Source organism: Leeuwenhoekiella sp. W20_SRS_FM14 (assembly GCF_052119605.1).
Taxonomy (GTDB): domain Bacteria; phylum Bacteroidota; class Bacteroidia; order Flavobacteriales; family Flavobacteriaceae; genus Leeuwenhoekiella.
Genome location: NZ_JBGQOK010000003.1, coordinates 88,565 through 105,587 on the forward strand (window position 1 = coordinate 88,565; position 17,023 = coordinate 105,587).

The following is a 17,023-nucleotide window of genomic DNA, read 5'->3' on the forward strand; positions in this document are numbered from 1 at the left end:
TCTACTTTACTTTTTTGCCACCTAACCAGGTTTGATTCACTTTTAGATTGGGAATTAAATTTTCTTCAACAGTCATAATATCTTCATCCATTAAAATAAAATCTGCAAACTTACCTACTTCAATACTTCCTTTCTCAGCTTCTTCAAAATTAGAAAATGCAGGCCAAATGGTCATTCCGCGTAACGTTTCTTCACGGGTTAAGACATCTTTCATTTGAAAACCGTTCTCGGGAAATTGTTTTAAATCTTTACGGGCAACCGCTGCGTAAAAAGTATAAAACGGACTCACCTGCTCTACCGGAAAATCGGTTCCCAGAGCGATAATGCCAGATTCTTCGAGTAATCGCTTGTATGCATAAGCACCTTTCATACGACGTTCCCCTAAACGATCTTTTGCCCAGTACATATCACTGGTAGCGTGTGTAGGCTGTACAGAAGGTAAAATATTATCGTCAAAATAATCAAAGTCTTCCTGTGAGATAATTTGCGCGTGTTCAATCTTCCAGCGCTTATCTGACTGCCCTTTTAAAGCTTCGGTATATGCATTTAATATAACAGTATTTGCAGAATCACCAATAGCATGCGTATTCATTTGAAAGTTAGTCTTAGCCAGTTTTTGAGCCAGATTATACATACTGTCAACAGGAGTAACTAAAGCACCATAATGCCCGTCACGATCTGCGTAAGGTGCTCTCAACGCTGCGCCACGGGATCCTAAAGCCCCGTCACCATACACTTTTACAGAACGCACATTCATTTTATCGGTTTTTAGAATACCACGTTTTAAGAAATAGTCAACGTCAGCAGGTGTATTGCTTATCATCGCATACATACGCATATCTAAGCCTCCCGCTTGTTGTAAGCTGTCTATAAGCAGAATCGTATTGCGATCTAAACCGGCATCATTAACCGTTGTAAGACCATAATCAAAACAGTATTGTTGTGCATCTTGCAATGCTTTCACTTGCTGATCACGGGTCATTTGCGGCATAATAGCCGTGATCAAATCCATAGGATTATCAATGAGTATACCGGTAAGCTCCTTACCGTCTCGCATAATCTCACCACCTTCAGTTTGTGTTGTTGCATCTATTTGCGCCAGGTCTAAAGCTTTTTGATTTACTAACAAAGCGTGACCGTCTATACGTTGCAACGCAACCGGCGTATCAGGAAAAAGTGAATCTAATTTTTTCTTATTCGGAAACTCTTTTTGTTCCCAGTCGTTTTGATCCCAACCTCTTCCGTAGATAAATTCTGAAGGATTTTCTTTTTGAAAAGCAACAACTCGCGCCACCACCTCATCAAAACTTGTGGTGCCTACTAGATCTACATTCTGCAGTGATTGACCAAATCTATAAAAATGGCAATGAGCATCTATAAGACCCGGAAGAATGGTTTTTCCCTGAGCATCAAGAACCTCTTTTGCAGTGTATTTTGCCTGCAAAGAATCTGATAATCCTATTGCGACAAACTTCCCATCTCGTACAGCAAAAGCTTCTGCCTTTGAAAATTGAGCATCTACTGTATAAATATTTGCATTAATTACGAGAAGATCTACACTCTCTTTTTCGGTTTTTTTATCCTGGCAACCTACCACTACAAAGAGACTTAAGAGTCCCAACAAAGCAAAACGCATATTTATTTTTTTTTACGAAAGTACAAATTAAGCGGGTTTCTCCTAAAACAAAAAACTCCCGAAATTCGGGAGTTTTTAAAGATTTTATTGTACTAAAATCACCAGTCAAAACGGTAGGTCGCCCCGGCCATCCCCTGTAATCCCTGTACCGGGTAATTAATATAGCGCTGGTAATTATTGCCTAACGCATTATTTACGCGTGCAAAAAACGAAAGTTGATCATTAAAGCGGTATCCTACGTGTGCATTTGCATCAAAGAAACTTTCTAATGAAACTTTTATAGGGTTTGTACTAATCGCTGTTGTGCGCACATCTGTTTGATCAAAACGCTCCCCTACGTAAAATAAGGTTACTCCTGCAAACCAGTTTTTGTCGATCTGGTAGTCTGCAAAGAAAGAAGCTTTAAAGTCTGGTAAATTCCATGCTTCTTCTTCTAGCTCTGTTTCATAACTAAATAACTCTCCATTAACACGCATTTTTAAATTGCTGTTTACGTCAAAGTTTAATTCTCCAAAAAGAGAAAGCGTACCCAAATCATCATTTACTACTCCAAACGAGTTTCCAAATTGATAGCCTGCTGCACCCATTGCATCTGCGCTCCCCACAGTTCTCGCATTATTTTTAAACAATAAACGGTTATCTTGAGACAAATAGCTCGCGCGCAGGTTGTAGCTCATCGCACTGCTTAATTTACCTTTTATACCACCGTATAAATCAAATTTCTGATCTGTAGGAGAAATGGTATTTAATGTTGGTGATACAAACGGATTTTCTGAAGCTAACTCCTGATACGTGTTTTGTTTTAAGTCACCTTCTAAACCTCCATAAATAATAAAATACTCATCTACCAGACGGTACGATGCTCTAACGCTAGGATATACTTTAAGGTCTGCTTTAGAAGCATTAGGATTAAAATCTGCAGCCACATTCACCCCTAAATCAAGCGTTAAGTCTTCTTTTAAAATTTGAATACTTGGGTTTCCGCTTACAATTAAATGCGTATAATCTGTTTCCGTAATACCCGAATCTTCATTTTCAAAACTTCCGTTTACGTAATCAAGTTTAAGGTCTAAGCTTAATTTTTGCTTAGCGATAGGCACCATAAATTCTGGCGCGACTACTGCTCGTATTTCGCTAGATTTAAACGAGTCTCCAAAATATCCTACGCTTGCTGTTGCTCCTTCAAAAAAGCCTTCATTAAATTCTATAGCTCCACTTAAACCAGCATTGTAAAAACTATGTGTAGGATCTATATTTTGTACAATTGTTTGCGTTTGTGCCACAAGCGGATCTAAACCGTACCAATTGTATAATTTGTGCCCCAGGTCTAAATCTGTACGCCAGTTGAAATTGTTATTACGCGAGCTGTAATTCAAATTTAAATCGGTATCATAAAACTTATCGTCGAGTACCACATCTTCAATACCACCTTGCGATGAATTGTGATTTAAATAAATACCGAAATTTGAATTTCGGTCTATTTCAAAATTGGTGTACAGTTCGGCCAAAGCACTGGTATACGTACCAAAACCTAACGTCACATAATTATCATACAACTTTACAGGCTTAGCCTTTTTTACCGCTGCCGCTTTACCCTTTGCTGGCGCAAAAGTAGAGGCTACCGGTACACTAAAGATCCCGTAAGTTACCTTCTTCTTAGCCGTATTCACAGAATCGTTTAAAGCCGGAGTCGCTTTTACCTTAAAGGCATCACCTATCTCAGGAGTATAAGGCTTAACTACATTTACAACTTCAGTTCCTAAATTATCTTTATCCTGTGCCTGTGCATAACTTGCTGCTGCCAGTATAAAGCTTAAAGTGAAAATTGATTTTATATTTTTAATCATTGTTTGATTGTTCTAATTAAGTTGATTCAACAAATTTTTAAGCATTGCTGAATTTTAATTTTCTCCTAAAGATGAATTCGTTTTAGACTCTGCTGCTTTGATGCGCTTTAGTTCTTGCTTTGCTTCTGCAACTACCTCAGGATAATCTGTAAAGTTTGTAATTACACTGTCTAAAATGTAAGTCGCCTGGTATGCATCGCCTAACTCGTAAAAGTTTTTAGCCATTAATACCAGCCCTTTTGCACCATACTCTTTATAACCGCTGTAATCTTTAGCCAGTTTCTGAACCTGTACATTAGAGCCCTTGAAGTCAGCTTTTTTGTTTTTAAAGAACGCATCGTAATACAAGGCTTCTGCAGCTAATTCTCCTGTTGCTATTTTTAGAACCTGCGCATACGCCTCTGCTGCACGACTTTCATTATTCGTTTTCATCGCACTACGGGCAATGATTACCTGAGCATCACTTTTTACCTTATTATCAATTTTAGCATTTGCTAAAACCTTCTCTGCATAAGAAACAGATTGCACGTAATCTTTAAGTTCGTAATGTGACTTCATCAAGTTACTCTGTGCAAAAATGGTATTCTGTGGTATATCAGACTCATTCTCTAAACGCTGAAGCACCGGTACAGCAGCGGCATAGTTACGCTCACTTAAATAAACCTGCCCTAAACGTGCTAATGCCTGCTCTGTAAACTCGCTACGCTCTTTATCAATAACATACTTGTAATGCGGGATTGTTTTCGCAAACTCCTCTTTACCAAAATACAACTGCCCCAGGTAAAAATGTGCTTCCATAGCACGTTGCCCATTAGGATATTCTTTTAAATATTTTTCAAAATTTTGAATAGCCACCGCATTGTTACTGTTTACAAATTGTTTTTCCGCGGAAGAAAAAGCAGCATCGTCTAATTCTGAATCTTCTACAGAAATATAATCAAGACCATTTGCCCAGCGGCCGTATTCTTCTACCTGCCCGTTGTCTATGTAAATCAACTTTGCAGAAGCAACTGCCTGAACCCCTTCTGGAGTTCCCGGATAATCCTGAGCTACTTTTTTAAACAACGCCAATGCCTGCGGACTGCGACCGGTATTATCGTAAATAAGTGCTTTTTTAAGCTGCGCTTTTGCAGCAAACTTACTTTTTGGTATTTCACGTACCAGACGATCATAGGCTTCAATACCTTTATCGTTATTACCAGTAGCTACATAAGTGTTACCCAATTCATATAAAGCATCATCGCGGTAGCTCGATTTTGGGAACTGAGCTGTAAAACTGTTTAACGCCTCAATCTTTTGAGGGTTACGATCTACAAAACCATAACTAATCGCTTTTTGAAAAGTTGCATAATCGCGATCACCTCCCGGCATCTCTATTGCTGCATTGTAAGCTTCCATAGCCGGCCAGTATTTACTGCTTATAAAATAGCTGTCTCCCAGACGCATAAACGCATCTACTTTACGCACATTATCTGAAGCGCCAGACTTGGTATAACTTTCAAAATATTTGATTGCCTGATCGTAGTTTTTCTTTTTGAAGTAAGCATAACCTAAGTTGTAACCCAGGTCCTTATATTCTGGCAACGTACGCGCCGCATTGCTTTGCTCAAATTGCTTAAATGTTAGTAGTGCATCGTCTATGTTATTAAGCGTGTACTCACTTTCTGCCTTCCAGTATAATGCGCGAGCTGTAAAATTCGCAGTACGCGGATCTTTAAGTGATTTTTCAAAATTTGCAATCGCTTCACTATAATTTCCGTCATTGTACAATTCGATTCCTCGGTAGAATGCTACTTTCTGGTAGGCTTCTTTGTCTTGAAAATTTCTATTATTTTCAATCAGCGCCATAGCCCCTTCATAATTTTTAGAAGTAATGTAAGAATCAATTAGAAGCGTTTCTAAGGTTTGACGCTCTGTTGTATTAGGGTAGGCTTCTAAGTAATTTCCTATTGCCTGCGGTGCCGGCTCATATGCATTACCTATCTCGTAACTTAACTTAGCATAGTTTAAACCACTATCTTCTTTAATCTTTGGCACAAAATCCATTTGATACGCATTACGAAACGCATTAAGCGCTTCCTGCTTGCGGTCTGTTTGTAAATAAGCATCGGCAAGATGGTAATACGCATTTTGAGCCACACTGTTTTTACCGTCTACAATCTTATTGAATTCCCCTATTGCGCTTTCAAAATCGCCTTGTTTGTAATAAGCATAGCCTAACTGGTAGTAATCTGTGTTAGACCAGCGACCACGTTTACCTTTATATTCTTTTAAATACGGAAGTGCTTCTGAAAAATTACCCAGATTAAAATAACTCTCTCCTATTATTTTATTTAATTCTGAAGCATCTAAGCGGGTTGCGCCAGGCAATTGCTCTTTAGCTAATTGTATCGCTTCCTCAAAATTTCCTTTTTTAAAGTTTAAATCTGCTTTAAAATAACTCAGATCTTCCCGAACGCCTTCTTCTGCTTCTACTTCTTCAAATAGCTGACTTGCTTCTTCGTAATCATCATTTTCATAAGCCATAAACCCTTCATAATACTTGGCTTGCGGACCGTATTTTTCTGAGTTACGTACGCGTCTAAAATATTCTTTTGCCTCGTCAGGACTGTTAGTTTTTAAATGAACATATCCCATATTAAAGTTAAAACGCTCCAGTTCTAAATAACTCAAGCGGTCTAAATCTACCTGCTCATACCAGCGTTTTGATGCTGCGTATTTACCGTTTTCAAAATAATATTCTGCTACATCGTAGTACGCTGCATTTCGTTTTGTACTTGTGGGGTAAGTTTCTACAAACTTTTCCATAGAAGCATCTGCACCACTTTGATTGAGTCGTACTGCAGCATTAGCGATATAATACGCACAATCTCCTTCTATCGTAGGGTCTGTAGTTTCCTGCTTAATTTCTCCAAAAAGTGCCTGAGCAGCCAAATATTGTTTACTGTTGTATAAGGTAAGTGCCTTATTGTATTTTGCAAGCTCATTTGTAAAAGCCTCAGACTGCTGTGCAGTAACTGCGGGCAACGTAACCAGCGTTATTAGTGCCAGAAGTACATATTTCTTCATCATAAAAATGGTTGTGTTTAAATTCAATTAGTAGCGATTCTTCAGCGTTAGCTAAACTAAATGACTACTACCAGTAACGCTACAAAACTAGGATAATTATATCTAGAGTACAGTTCTTCAAAAGAACTTTAAACGCTTATTTTAAACGAGTTTTCAACAAGGCTTTGACGTGCGGAGCCTGTAATCAAATCAAATAGTTATTGTACTTTTGATTTCGGTTTTAAAATGACAGTATATAAATCGTATGATGAATGCTACTTTAAAACTGAATTGAATCAGCCAACTAATATCTGTAGATTTTTAGCAGTTAATCACCACACTGAGTGGGTTTTATTTATTATATTTTATGTCAACACCGGTTCTGCAACTTAAAAATGCATCTATTTTTCAGCGTGAAAGCCTTATTCTTTCAGATATAAGTCTTTCTATAAATAAAGGTGAGTTTGTATATCTCATAGGTAAAACCGGAAGTGGTAAAAGTAGTTTTATGAAAACGCTTTATGGTGATTTACCCTTGCAACAAGGAGAAGGCACTATTGTAGATTTTGATTTAGTGACCTTAAAAGAGAAGCAAATTCCTTTTTTACGCCGAAAACTTGGCGTTGTCTTTCAGGATTTTAAATTACTAAATGATCGTACCGTAAAAGAAAATCTCAAGTTTGTTTTAAAAGCAACCGGCTGGAAAATTCAGGCAGATATGGATACTAAGATTGATGAAGTCTTAGACAAAGTAGGTATGAAAACAAAGGGCTTTAAATACCCTTATCAGCTTTCTGGCGGTGAGCAACAACGTGTAGCAATTGCCCGTGCTTTGCTCAACGACCCTGAGCTTATTTTAGCAGATGAGCCTACCGGAAATCTTGACCCGCAAACTTCTGTAGAGGTTATGGGTGTGCTTCAAGAAATTAATAAAAATGGAAATACCATTTTAATGGCGACTCACGATTATGCATTGCTTTTAAAATACCCTTCAAAAACGCTTAAATGCGACGGAAATAAAATCTTTGAAGTCGTACAAAAGACCATTTAAGTTTAACTTGTAGGTATGTTATCTATTCTCATACCGGTTTTTAATACTGATGTTTCAGAATTGGTTTTCAGCATTCGCACTATGGCTGAAACCTTAAATCTCGTATACGAAATACGGGTGGCAGACGATGCATCTACAGATCTTCAGAAACAATCTAAAAATCAGTTTTTAATAGGTCTTCAACATTGTACCTATACGCAGTTTGAAACCAATAGAGGTAGAACCGCTACCAGCCAATTTCTTGCAGAAGAGGCGCACTATGATTGGCTTCTTTTTTTAGATGCAGATGTATTGCCGGTTAACTCAGATTTTCTTGAGCAAATAGTTTTAAATATGCAGCGTGCTCAGGTTATTTTTGGAGGTATCGCATATGCTGAAAAAATCCCTGAGAAGAATCAAATGCTGCGATGGGTTTATGGTAAAAACCGCGAAAGCCGGTTAAAAAACGAACGTGAATTGAATCCTTACAAATCTATCACCGCAGCGGGGTTAGCCATCACTAAAAGTCTTTATCTGGAGTTGCATATGCCTCTTACAAATTTGTATGGCTTAGACATTTATCTAACGTATAGATTAAAAAAACTTAAGGCAGTGGTTCTGCATCTTGAAAACCCGGTGATGCATTTAGGACTTGAAGATTCTGAATCCTATCTTCAAAAAACTTATGAGGGTCTGCAAACTTTAGTCTATTTGCAGCGTCACGACCTTATTGCAAAAGATTATAGGCCTATACAGCAAATCGCACTTAAAATGCAAAAAACAGGTGTTGCTAATGGCTATTTAAAATTGTTCCACCGCATTCAAAAGCAGGTGGTAAAAAACTTGATTTCTTCAAATCCCTCGTTAAAACTCTTTGATGCCTATCGTTTGTATTATTTTCTTAAAATCCTGAAAGAAGATGCCTAAAATCACTGTCGTCATACCGCTATATAACAAGGCAAATTTCATTAAAGAAACCTTACAATCTGTATATGCTCAAAGCTTCACAGATTATGAAGTAGTAGTTATTAATGACGGGAGTACCGATGGAAGTGAACATCATGTACTAAGTCTTAAGAATGAGAAAACAATACTTATAAATCAGTTTAATAACGGACTCTCAAATGCCAGAAATACCGGAATAGAACACGCTTCGGGTAGCATAATTTGCCTTCTTGATGCAGATGACTTATGGCTTCCCAATCATCTTCAAAAGATTGCCAATCTCGTTGATTCCTATCCTGAAGCTCAGCTTTACGGTACTGCTTACAGCGAATTATTACCTAACGGATTACTCGTAAAACCTAAGACAAAAACAAGTTTTAAAGCAACTACTCTTCTCATTGAAGATTATTTTAAAACAAGTGCACAACAGCCGTTTATTACTCCCAGTAGTTTCGGTTTTAAAAAAAAAATCATTCGCACTATTGGCGGCTTTGATCCAACAATAACCTACGCTGAGGATACCGATTTTTTTATACGTGCAAACCTTAATTATAAATTGGCTTTTGACGCTACTACGACCTGCCACTATAGATACGAAAGTGAAAATCAAATTACGCGCAGCAAACTGAGTTTAAAAAAACAACCTGATTATGCCAAATATCTATTAGAAAATGCAGGTAATGACTCCTTAAAGAGGTTTATTCATCTAAACTATTATTACCTCTGCAATTCGTATAAGGCAGAACGCGCTACTGAAGCCTTCATAGCCATGAGAAAAAATGTAGATACCGCCTTTTTAAATAGCAAGCAGCGTTTTTTATTATATGCACCTCCAGCAATGCTCAACAGCATACGCTATTTTAAACAGAAAATGCTTTTTAAAGGCAAGCGACTTACGACTTTTTAAATGCGACAAAATCTTCAAAGTCACGAATATAATCGTCTTCTTCAAAAGTATCTTCGGCTGCAACCAGGCAAATACCAGCACTTGAAAAATTATCAAGCTCACGCCAATATCCATTAGGTATCAACAAGCCTTCATTAGGTTTATTTAACGTAAAAACCTCCTGGCCGCTGCCTGTTTTTATAAGCACATCAAAACTTCCTGATAGCGCAATTAGAAATTCACTTTGTTTACGATGTGCATGACCACCACGCGAAGCGCCACTAGGCACGTCATATAAATAATAAACCCTTTTAAATTTAAAAGGGAGCGAATCTTGTTCTATTACCGAAAGATTTCCTCGTTGATCCTCTATCTTAGGTAATGCTATGCGTCTGGGAATATTCATAAATGCGTTCCAAATAATTTTGCCAGTCTGTACTAATTACTGAAGTGTCAAATTTACGAATACTAGCTCGGGCAGCAGCCTTAAATTTAAGTCTAAGTTCGGTGTTTAAGGCTAATTCATTCATGGCCTTTGTTAAGCCTTTAAAATCTTGATACGGCACGAGAATGCCGTTACTGCCATCTAAAATTTCAGCGGGACCGGTAGGACAGTTGGTCGCAATTACCGGAGTTTGACACGCCAGACTTTCAAGAATCACTCTGGGAAATCCCTCGTAGTTACTACACAATACCGAAAATAGCGCATTAGCTACATAGTTTTCAGGGTTCTTGACAAAGCCTTTAAAATGCACATGATGTTGTAAATGTTTCCTTGCCACCAGTACTTTTAAAGTTTCAAGCATTTCGCCCTGTCCCAGAATCAACAAATCTATATTATGTTCGGGCAATATACTTTCTGCATACGCTTCAATTAATTTATCAAATTGCTTAACACCCCGTTCTAATCTTCCCGAAGCAATGATATATGTATTTTGAATACCATCTGGTAAACCATAATAATCTGCGTAAGATGCTAACGAAATAGAATTGGGTATAACTTCAATATGTTGAAGCTTGTAGCATTTTTCTAGCTCTAATCTGGTTAAATGACTGAGTACATTTATAAAGCTATTCTTAAAAAACCATTTGTTGAGCGTTTTATTTTTCGGAAAGTAATACGCTATATGTGAACTGCGCACCATATAAACCGGAAGACTCGTTTTGTAAAGAAACTTTCTAATTACAATTTCCTTTATAAGTGAGTTGCGCATTCTAAAATCAAGAATCACCTGAATCTGATGCTTTTTCAGGTAATTTTTAAAATAGAGGAACCTTTTTAATTTATTAAAGGGATCATTACGGGTATTCTTCAATAACCCAAGATTTAGCAAATTCCCCTTGTAGTCATACCCTATTGCATCTGTAATTGTACAAAGGTGCACCTCATAGCCTAAATCTGTAAGTTCAATTGAGAGTAAAGCCGCAGATCGCTCTGCACCGCCTCCCGCTAGTGACTCAGTTAGAATACCTATATTTTTAAGCTTTGGTCTCAGAGAATGTGTATCTTTTCAGGCTAAAAGTAACGCAAATTATGAGAATTCTGCTGGTAGGTGAATACAGCAATCTGCACAACAGTCTAAAAGCCGGACTGCAAAATTTAGGTCACACCGTGACTTTAATGAGCACCGGTGATGCTTTTAAAGATTACCCTTCAGACGTAAAACTAAAAGCAAAGCGTATAACCGGTTACTCGCTGTTAAACTTTTATCGAAAAGCCCTTTACCGACTCACAAAATTTGATATTGTTACGCTTGAAATTGGTTACAGAGCATTAGATTATCTGGTAGATCAAAAACCTTATGATGTTATTCAGCTTATTAATGAATACCCCTTAAAAACTCCTTATTTTATAGAACGTAGAATTATAGAACGGCTGCGGCAATTAACTCCTAAATTAGTTATTCTGGCCTGTGGCGATGATTTAATTTATTTGAGCAACCTTAATAAACTGAAGCATCATCCTATTTTACAACATCCTGAAATTAAGTTTCCGTATAGTGAGCAGTATATTTCTTTAAGTCATAAAAAATACCACGACTTCATATTTAAATTAAAGGACCTCATTATAAGTACAGATTTTGATTACCATCCTGCTTATACAAACGTGGATGATTATTATGGTCTTATTCCCAATCCTATTCATTTAGAAAAACTCGCTGCGCTACCACTTCCTAAACCGAATCCTATTGTGATTTTTCACGGCATCAATCAGGTAAATTATTATAAAAAAGGAAACAACTATTTTGAAGCAGCACTTAAAATTATTCAGACTAAATATCCCAATCGTGTTCAGGTAGTTTCAGTTTCTAATATTCCGTATGCCGAATATATAAACGCATACAATAATGCACATATCATTTTAGATCAGACCTACGCCGAAGATCAAGGTTACAATGCTCTGGAAGCGATGGCAAAAGGCAAAGCAGTGTTTACCGGTGCCGGTAAGCTTTTTACAAAACACTACAAGCTTGCTAAAAACAGTGTTGCTATACATACTATACCTGACGCTGAAAAAATCGCTGATGATTTGGAGCAACTCATTTTAAATCCTTCTCGCATCGCTGAAATAGGCTTGAATGCCCGAAAGTTTATTGAAGAATATCACGATAGTACTGCTATAGCAAAACAATACATTAAAGCCTGGGAAACGGCTAAAACCAAAACTGACGCAGTTTCCGCTTGAGTGGCATTTCAAAATAGCGATATGAGAACCAACTTACTACAAGTATTATTAGAAAACACAGGCTTATCAAAAGCCATATATTTATTCCTAAGTGGTAATGATTTACAAAACGATAGGCATAACGTATAATTAGCTGATGCCAGAGGTAAAACCCAAAACTGAGTTCTCCTAAAAATAGCATCACCCTATTAGTTAAAAGACGCGATATATATCCTTTTTGAACTGCAAAAACACCAATAAAAACCGTCATAGGAATCCAATAATAGATTGAATACCGCAACACTTTAGGAAACAATGGTGCCGCCCAGTAAAATCCTATAAGCAGTAAACACGCAACTATTTCGTAAAATGTGAATTTGGGTTCGTATTTTTTAAATACTACATTTTTTAATATTTGAAAGAGTACCATTCCCAATACAAAATCTGCTAAACGCAAAAACGGATTCACATAAAAAAACCAGTGCTGCCAGGCTTCGGGTACAATTTGCATTAAGCCAAAAATAACCAACATAACTAAAATAGAACTTCCCAGTAATGCTTTCGCGGAAGCCTTAGGTATCCATTTAATAAGTATTGGGAAGAGCATATAAAAGAAAAACAAATCTGATATACTCCACGCCAAACCGTTAAAAGAAAAATAATAATCTGCCACAGGAATAAAACTTTGAAGCATAAAAATACTGCTCACCAATTTTAAAACTTCCTCAGTAGGCTCAACCGTAAATGCATCTATTGTGAGTGGAATTGCAACCAGCAGTGTGAGCATATACAAAGGATATAATCTACTAAATCGAAGTTTTAGAAATGCACGTCTAGTAAACCGCTGCTGCACAAATCGCTCTTGATACACATACGAAAGTATAAACCCACTAAGACTGTAAAAAAAGGCGTGTCCTATGGCATCTTGTAAAATACCTATATGATGTAAAAACACCATGAAAGCAAAAACAAAACGCAATGAAGCCAGTGATTTAATCATAATCTACCGAATAAGGATTTGTAAAATACCCCAACCATAACCAGCAAATACAAGGCATAACTTAATAAATGTCCCATTGCTGCACCTATAAACCCATAAGCATCTATAAAAAACCGGCTAGACAGGTAGATGATTGTTAATGAAAGTATTTGAGTACCTATAAATAACCAAAATTTATTTTTTGCTACTAATTGATATGCAATTACCAGGCTGGCCACCCTAAAAAAATCTCCTGCAAGTTGCCATACAAAAATAGATCGCATCTCTAAGAATGAGGCATTAAATACAATCTTTATAATATATGATTTCAACAAAAAAATAAGAATCAAACCAACTCCAAAAAATGGCAAAATGGTTTTATAAAAATTTAAAACCTCTGTTCTAAATTCCTTTTTTGAGGCAACCGCAGAGAGCTTAGGTAAAAAATAAAGTGTCATCAATGTGGTGGCAAACATCATATAATATTCAGAAAGGCGCAGCATCGCATCCCAGTAACCGGCATTTACAATTCCGTCAGTTTTAATAATATGTTTACGAATCGCTATATAAACCCAGGGTGATGCAATTGCAGAAAAAAGAGTCATCCCGCCATAAGATGCTAACTTTTTTACGATTTCAAGATCTATGCGCGCTCTTACAATTTGCAAAAAATAATGCCGCTTGTTCAACAGAAAAACACCTGTTATCCCTAAAGCCATTACTCCCGAAATTACTAAAGCGAGTAAAGCTCCAAAAAGATTGAAGTAAATAATTAATAAGGCGGAAACGACCACACCCAGAACATTAGTGGCTACATTGATTTGAATGACTTTTTTATAAGCTCCCATCCCATTTATAACATTTACCAGTAATGCATTAAGAGTAAATAGAGGCAATACAAAACCTGTAATTTTTATTATAGATGTATAGTCATGTACTCCATTAAACACAAAGTAATTTATAGGATTTGAGAACACTACTAAGATACAACCTACTACTATCGAGCATCCTAATCCTATTTTTAGAGCAGTCGCTACTAAACGATTAAATCTGGGTTTCTCAGTTTTATATTCAGCAGTATATTTAATGACCCCGTTACTAATACCCAACTGACTTACGCTCTGTACCGAGCTTAAAAAGTTACGCAAATCCCCAAGAATTGCCATTCCCGAAGCGCCCAGATAAAACGCAATTAATTTTGAAATGATTAACCCGCAAACCACACGCACAAAAATACCTATGGCATTAAACGAACTTACTTTAAGCAGTATATTTTGTGCGATAAGCAGTCGTAAATACTTAAGCATTATACGCGTTTAAAACTGCTATTATGATTGTAATTTCAGATTCGGTAAGTGTTGTATTTAAAGGGATGCTTACACTCTCGTTTGCTAAGGTTTCCGTTATGGGAAAGCTGAGTGCATTGTAGTCTTTTAAAGCCGCCTGCCTAAACGGCGGTATAGGATAATGAAGTGCAAAACCAACTTGACAAGATTCTAAATACTTTAAAAAATGTGATCTGTTTTTAACCCGAATTACGTAAACATAAAAAACATGATTTTCAGATAAATCCCAAAACGGAAGTTTTATATGTTCATTATTAATTTCTGCAGCATAGCGCGCAGCAATTGATCTGCGCTGGGTATTTCGTGCATCTAAATTGTTTAGCTTCTCACTTAAAAATAGAGCTTGTAACGGGTCTAAACGCGAATTAAAACCTGCATACTCATTTTCATAGGCTGAACTTCTACCGTAGTTTCTTAGTTTTTTTATAATCTCTGCAAGGGTTGCATCTGAAGTTGTGATCAAACCTGCATCGCCTAATGCTCCCAGATTTTTTGTAGGATAACAGCTGAACGCAGCAGCAAGACCAAAATTTCCGGATTTACAATCATTTAATTTAGCTCCATGAGCCTGGCTAGCATCTTCAATCAGCAGTAAATTGTGCTTTTTAGTATAAGCGGAAATTGCTTCAACTGCTCCTAATTGCCCATATAGATGTGTGATTAAAACCGCTTTTACAGATGCATCAGGCACGCCTATTTTCTGTAAATCAATATTAAAAAACTGTTCTTCAACTTCAACAAATACAGGCTTTAACCCGGCACTTAAAACCGCAAGAACAGTAGCGATATACGAGTTTGCAGCGACTATAACGCCGTCTCCATTATTTAGTTTTCCTTGTAGCTTTAAGCCTTCAAAAATAAGCCGAAGTGAATCAAAACCATTTCCTGTCCCGATGCAATGAGATGTGTTACAATACTTTGCAAATTCCAGTTCAAATTGAGAAACAGCACCTCCTAAAATAAAAGTACCATCCTGTAAAAAATCATCAAAGCGTTTCTTAAACGAGGCTGTAAAGGGCGCATTAACTTTCTGAAGATCTAAAAACGGAATCATAGTATAACATCATTAAGGAGGGTATGATTTGCTGTAGCGACGTTATAGGTGCGCTGAACGCGAGTTCGGGCACCGAAACCTTCTTTCCAGAATTGGAGTCCGCCATTGAGCTTCTTACCGGCTTCTTCGTTTGAAGTTCCAAAATCAAAATAATATTTTTCTTTACTATATTTTGAAATTAAATAATCAAAAAGCAAATCTAAACTTCCCAGTTGCTGCCGGTCTTCATTCGCCGAAAGGTATTGAACGTGTGCTACTGTAGGCGTTTCGAAAATAGTAGCGCCCGCTACGCAGGTTTCTTCTGCATCAAGCACATTAAACTGACGTATATTGTATGGAAATTTTTCGGCAAGCATACTAATCTCCGTTAAGCTATGAACAGGTATAGTGTCGTGTCGTAACTGCAGGTTTGGGATAAGAATGGTATTCCAAAAAGATGTAAAATCTTTAGTCTCTACGAGTTCTAAACCGTTATTTTTTGCTTTCCGTATTCCGTCTTTACGCGAGCTGTGTAGTGGGATGCGGTTACGTAAGTCAATTACGGAAGCTGCTTCGGTCTTAACGAGTGTTGCTTCCGTTAGAAATAGCAAATAATCGAGTTCATCTCCGGATAATTCCTGATAAAATTGCGGCAACACTTTAATGTCAAGTGTTAGCATTCCGCTTTGCGAAAGAAACTGAAGTAACTGTTTAAAAACTTCTAAGACAGTCTGCAGGCGTATTTCGGCTTCAAGCACAAGACCACCATAGCTTAATCCTTGATGGGAATAGACTTTGTTTCCGTCTCTATTTGCAGGAAGCACCCCAAGCACCTGGTCGCCTTCAAAAACCATTAAACTATAATCTTCAAACCGATCGTTATGATACTCCATAAAATCACGCTGAAATAAGAATGAAGTATTTTTAGAACCTTTGTAGGTTCCGTTTAACGAAGCTACAAAGCGATCCCAACGGGATTTGTATGCTGTAGTATATTTTACAATTTTGAAAGTTGACAAACGTGCAGTTTTAGAACGGGGTAAATTACAAAAAATTGATTTGAGCTACAGCAATCAAGGTTTAGGATTACTTCTGGAAATTTGCTAAACTAAAAAAGCACTTCTGGGTTAGAAGTGCTTTTTTAATCGTGCTTATAGCCGTTAATACTACTCGCTAATTTTTATAGTATATTGTTCTACAGAAGTTACAAAATAATTACCATCTCCTATAGACCCTTTATTTGTAATCTCTAAATAGTCTTCACCGGTGTAACCTGTATCTGCAAGATATTTTATCGTAAAAGCATCTATAAATACTTTTCCGTGTTTTGGTGCTACCGAAACTTCACGACCACCCTCAACAGGCGCAGTTTCCCTAGAAGCTATAAGTAAGGTATCATTAACCTTTACTTGCAGTTCTGCGGTAGTAGTAGGGAAATCCTGATCATCTTTAGAACAACTACTGGCAAATAGTATTCCCATTAAAACCATTACCAACTTAAATCTAATTAACATACAAACTGTTTTAGCGTTATATAAAATAGATGTAAAATAATAAAAAAGGTTGCGTCAAATTAAAAAGAATGCAAAAAAAAAAGCACTTCCTTGC

14 protein-coding genes are annotated in these 17,023 nt (G+C 37.0%); 4 read left to right on the plus strand and 10 right to left on the minus strand.

The annotated features are described in order from the left end of the window. Window position 1: 1 nt before the first annotated feature. The 3 genes from ACEN25_RS06555 to ACEN25_RS06565 all read right to left on the minus strand — a co-directional run bounded on the left by ACEN25_RS06555 (window position 2) and on the right by ACEN25_RS06565 (window position 6,555). Window positions 2-1,636 carry an amidohydrolase gene (locus ACEN25_RS06555; protein ID WP_441802218.1) on the minus strand — a complete coding sequence of 545 codons (1,635 nt, stop codon included), beginning with the start codon at window positions 1,634-1,636 and terminating at the stop codon, window positions 2-4. A 98-nt stretch (window positions 1,637-1,734) separates the two neighbouring features. Then, entirely contained in the window at window positions 1,735-3,483 is a 1,749-nt protein-coding gene (locus ACEN25_RS06560; protein ID WP_441802219.1) for a TonB-dependent receptor, read from the minus strand. A 54-nt stretch (window positions 3,484-3,537) separates the two neighbouring features. Beyond that, window positions 3,538-6,555, minus strand: coding sequence for a tetratricopeptide repeat protein (locus tag ACEN25_RS06565; protein WP_441802220.1), 3,018 nt, complete (start codon window positions 6,553-6,555; stop codon window positions 3,538-3,540). 343 nt (window positions 6,556-6,898) lie between these two features. Between ACEN25_RS06565 and ACEN25_RS06570 the strand changes: the two genes are divergently transcribed. Genes ACEN25_RS06570 through ACEN25_RS06580 form a run of 3 tightly spaced genes read left to right on the plus strand, consistent with a single transcriptional unit; the run spans window position 6,899 to window position 9,413 of the window. Continuing rightward, a complete protein-coding gene (locus ACEN25_RS06570) occupies window positions 6,899-7,582 on the plus strand; it encodes a cell division ATP-binding protein FtsE (RefSeq protein ID WP_028376135.1) in 684 nt (227 codons plus the stop codon). 15 nt (window positions 7,583-7,597) lie between these two features. Beyond that, a complete protein-coding gene (locus ACEN25_RS06575) occupies window positions 7,598-8,488 on the plus strand; it encodes a glycosyltransferase (RefSeq protein WP_441802221.1) in 891 nt (296 codons plus the stop codon). Continuing rightward, entirely contained in the window at window positions 8,481-9,413 is a 933-nt protein-coding gene (locus tag ACEN25_RS06580; RefSeq protein WP_441802222.1) for a glycosyltransferase family 2 protein, read from the plus strand. The genes ACEN25_RS06575 and ACEN25_RS06580 overlap by 8 nt, the downstream gene beginning before the upstream one ends. Here the strand turns inward: ACEN25_RS06580 and ACEN25_RS06585 are convergent. Together ACEN25_RS06585 and ACEN25_RS06590 are read right to left on the minus strand one after the other, a co-directional pair. After that, the gene (locus tag ACEN25_RS06585; protein WP_441802223.1) at window positions 9,400-9,798 is read right to left on the minus strand and encodes a sugar 3,4-ketoisomerase; all 399 of its coding nucleotides are present in this window, start codon (window positions 9,796-9,798) and stop codon (window positions 9,400-9,402) included. The genes ACEN25_RS06580 and ACEN25_RS06585 overlap by 14 nt on opposite strands. Further along, complete coding sequence (locus tag ACEN25_RS06590) at window positions 9,767-10,888, minus strand: glycosyltransferase (protein WP_441802487.1); 1,122 nt, start codon at window positions 10,886-10,888, stop codon at window positions 9,767-9,769. Before ACEN25_RS06590 ends, ACEN25_RS06585 begins: the two co-directional genes overlap by 32 nt. 38 nt (window positions 10,889-10,926) lie before the next feature. On the opposite strand from ACEN25_RS06590, the gene ACEN25_RS06595 reads away from it, so the two are divergent. Beyond that, window positions 10,927-12,078 (plus strand): glycosyltransferase family protein, encoded by a 1,152-nt coding sequence (locus tag ACEN25_RS06595; protein ID WP_441802224.1) that lies wholly within the window; start codon window positions 10,927-10,929, stop codon window positions 12,076-12,078. Here the strand turns inward: ACEN25_RS06595 and ACEN25_RS06600 are convergent. From ACEN25_RS06600 to ACEN25_RS06620, 5 genes are all read right to left on the minus strand, one after another. Further along, a complete protein-coding gene (locus tag ACEN25_RS06600; RefSeq protein WP_441802225.1) occupies window positions 12,047-13,057 on the minus strand; it encodes an acyltransferase family protein in 1,011 nt (336 codons plus the stop codon). The genes ACEN25_RS06595 and ACEN25_RS06600 overlap by 32 nt on opposite strands. Further along, window positions 13,054-14,343 carry an O-antigen translocase gene (locus ACEN25_RS06605; protein WP_441802226.1) on the minus strand — a complete coding sequence of 430 codons (1,290 nt, stop codon included), beginning with the start codon at window positions 14,341-14,343 and terminating at the stop codon, window positions 13,054-13,056. The genes ACEN25_RS06600 and ACEN25_RS06605 overlap by 4 nt, the downstream gene beginning before the upstream one ends. Next, window positions 14,336-15,436: a DegT/DnrJ/EryC1/StrS family aminotransferase gene (locus tag ACEN25_RS06610; RefSeq protein ID WP_441802227.1), complete on the minus strand. Its 1,101-nt coding sequence runs from the start codon at window positions 15,434-15,436 to the stop codon at window positions 14,336-14,338. Before ACEN25_RS06610 ends, ACEN25_RS06605 begins: the two co-directional genes overlap by 8 nt. Next, window positions 15,433-16,434, minus strand: coding sequence for a GNAT family N-acetyltransferase (locus tag ACEN25_RS06615; protein ID WP_441802228.1), 1,002 nt, complete (start codon window positions 16,432-16,434; stop codon window positions 15,433-15,435). The genes ACEN25_RS06610 and ACEN25_RS06615 overlap by 4 nt, the downstream gene beginning before the upstream one ends. Before the next feature lie 147 nt (window positions 16,435-16,581). Further along, window positions 16,582-16,929 (minus strand): hypothetical protein, encoded by a 348-nt coding sequence (locus tag ACEN25_RS06620; protein WP_441802229.1) that lies wholly within the window; start codon window positions 16,927-16,929, stop codon window positions 16,582-16,584. Between the last annotated feature and the right edge of the window lie 94 nt (window positions 16,930-17,023).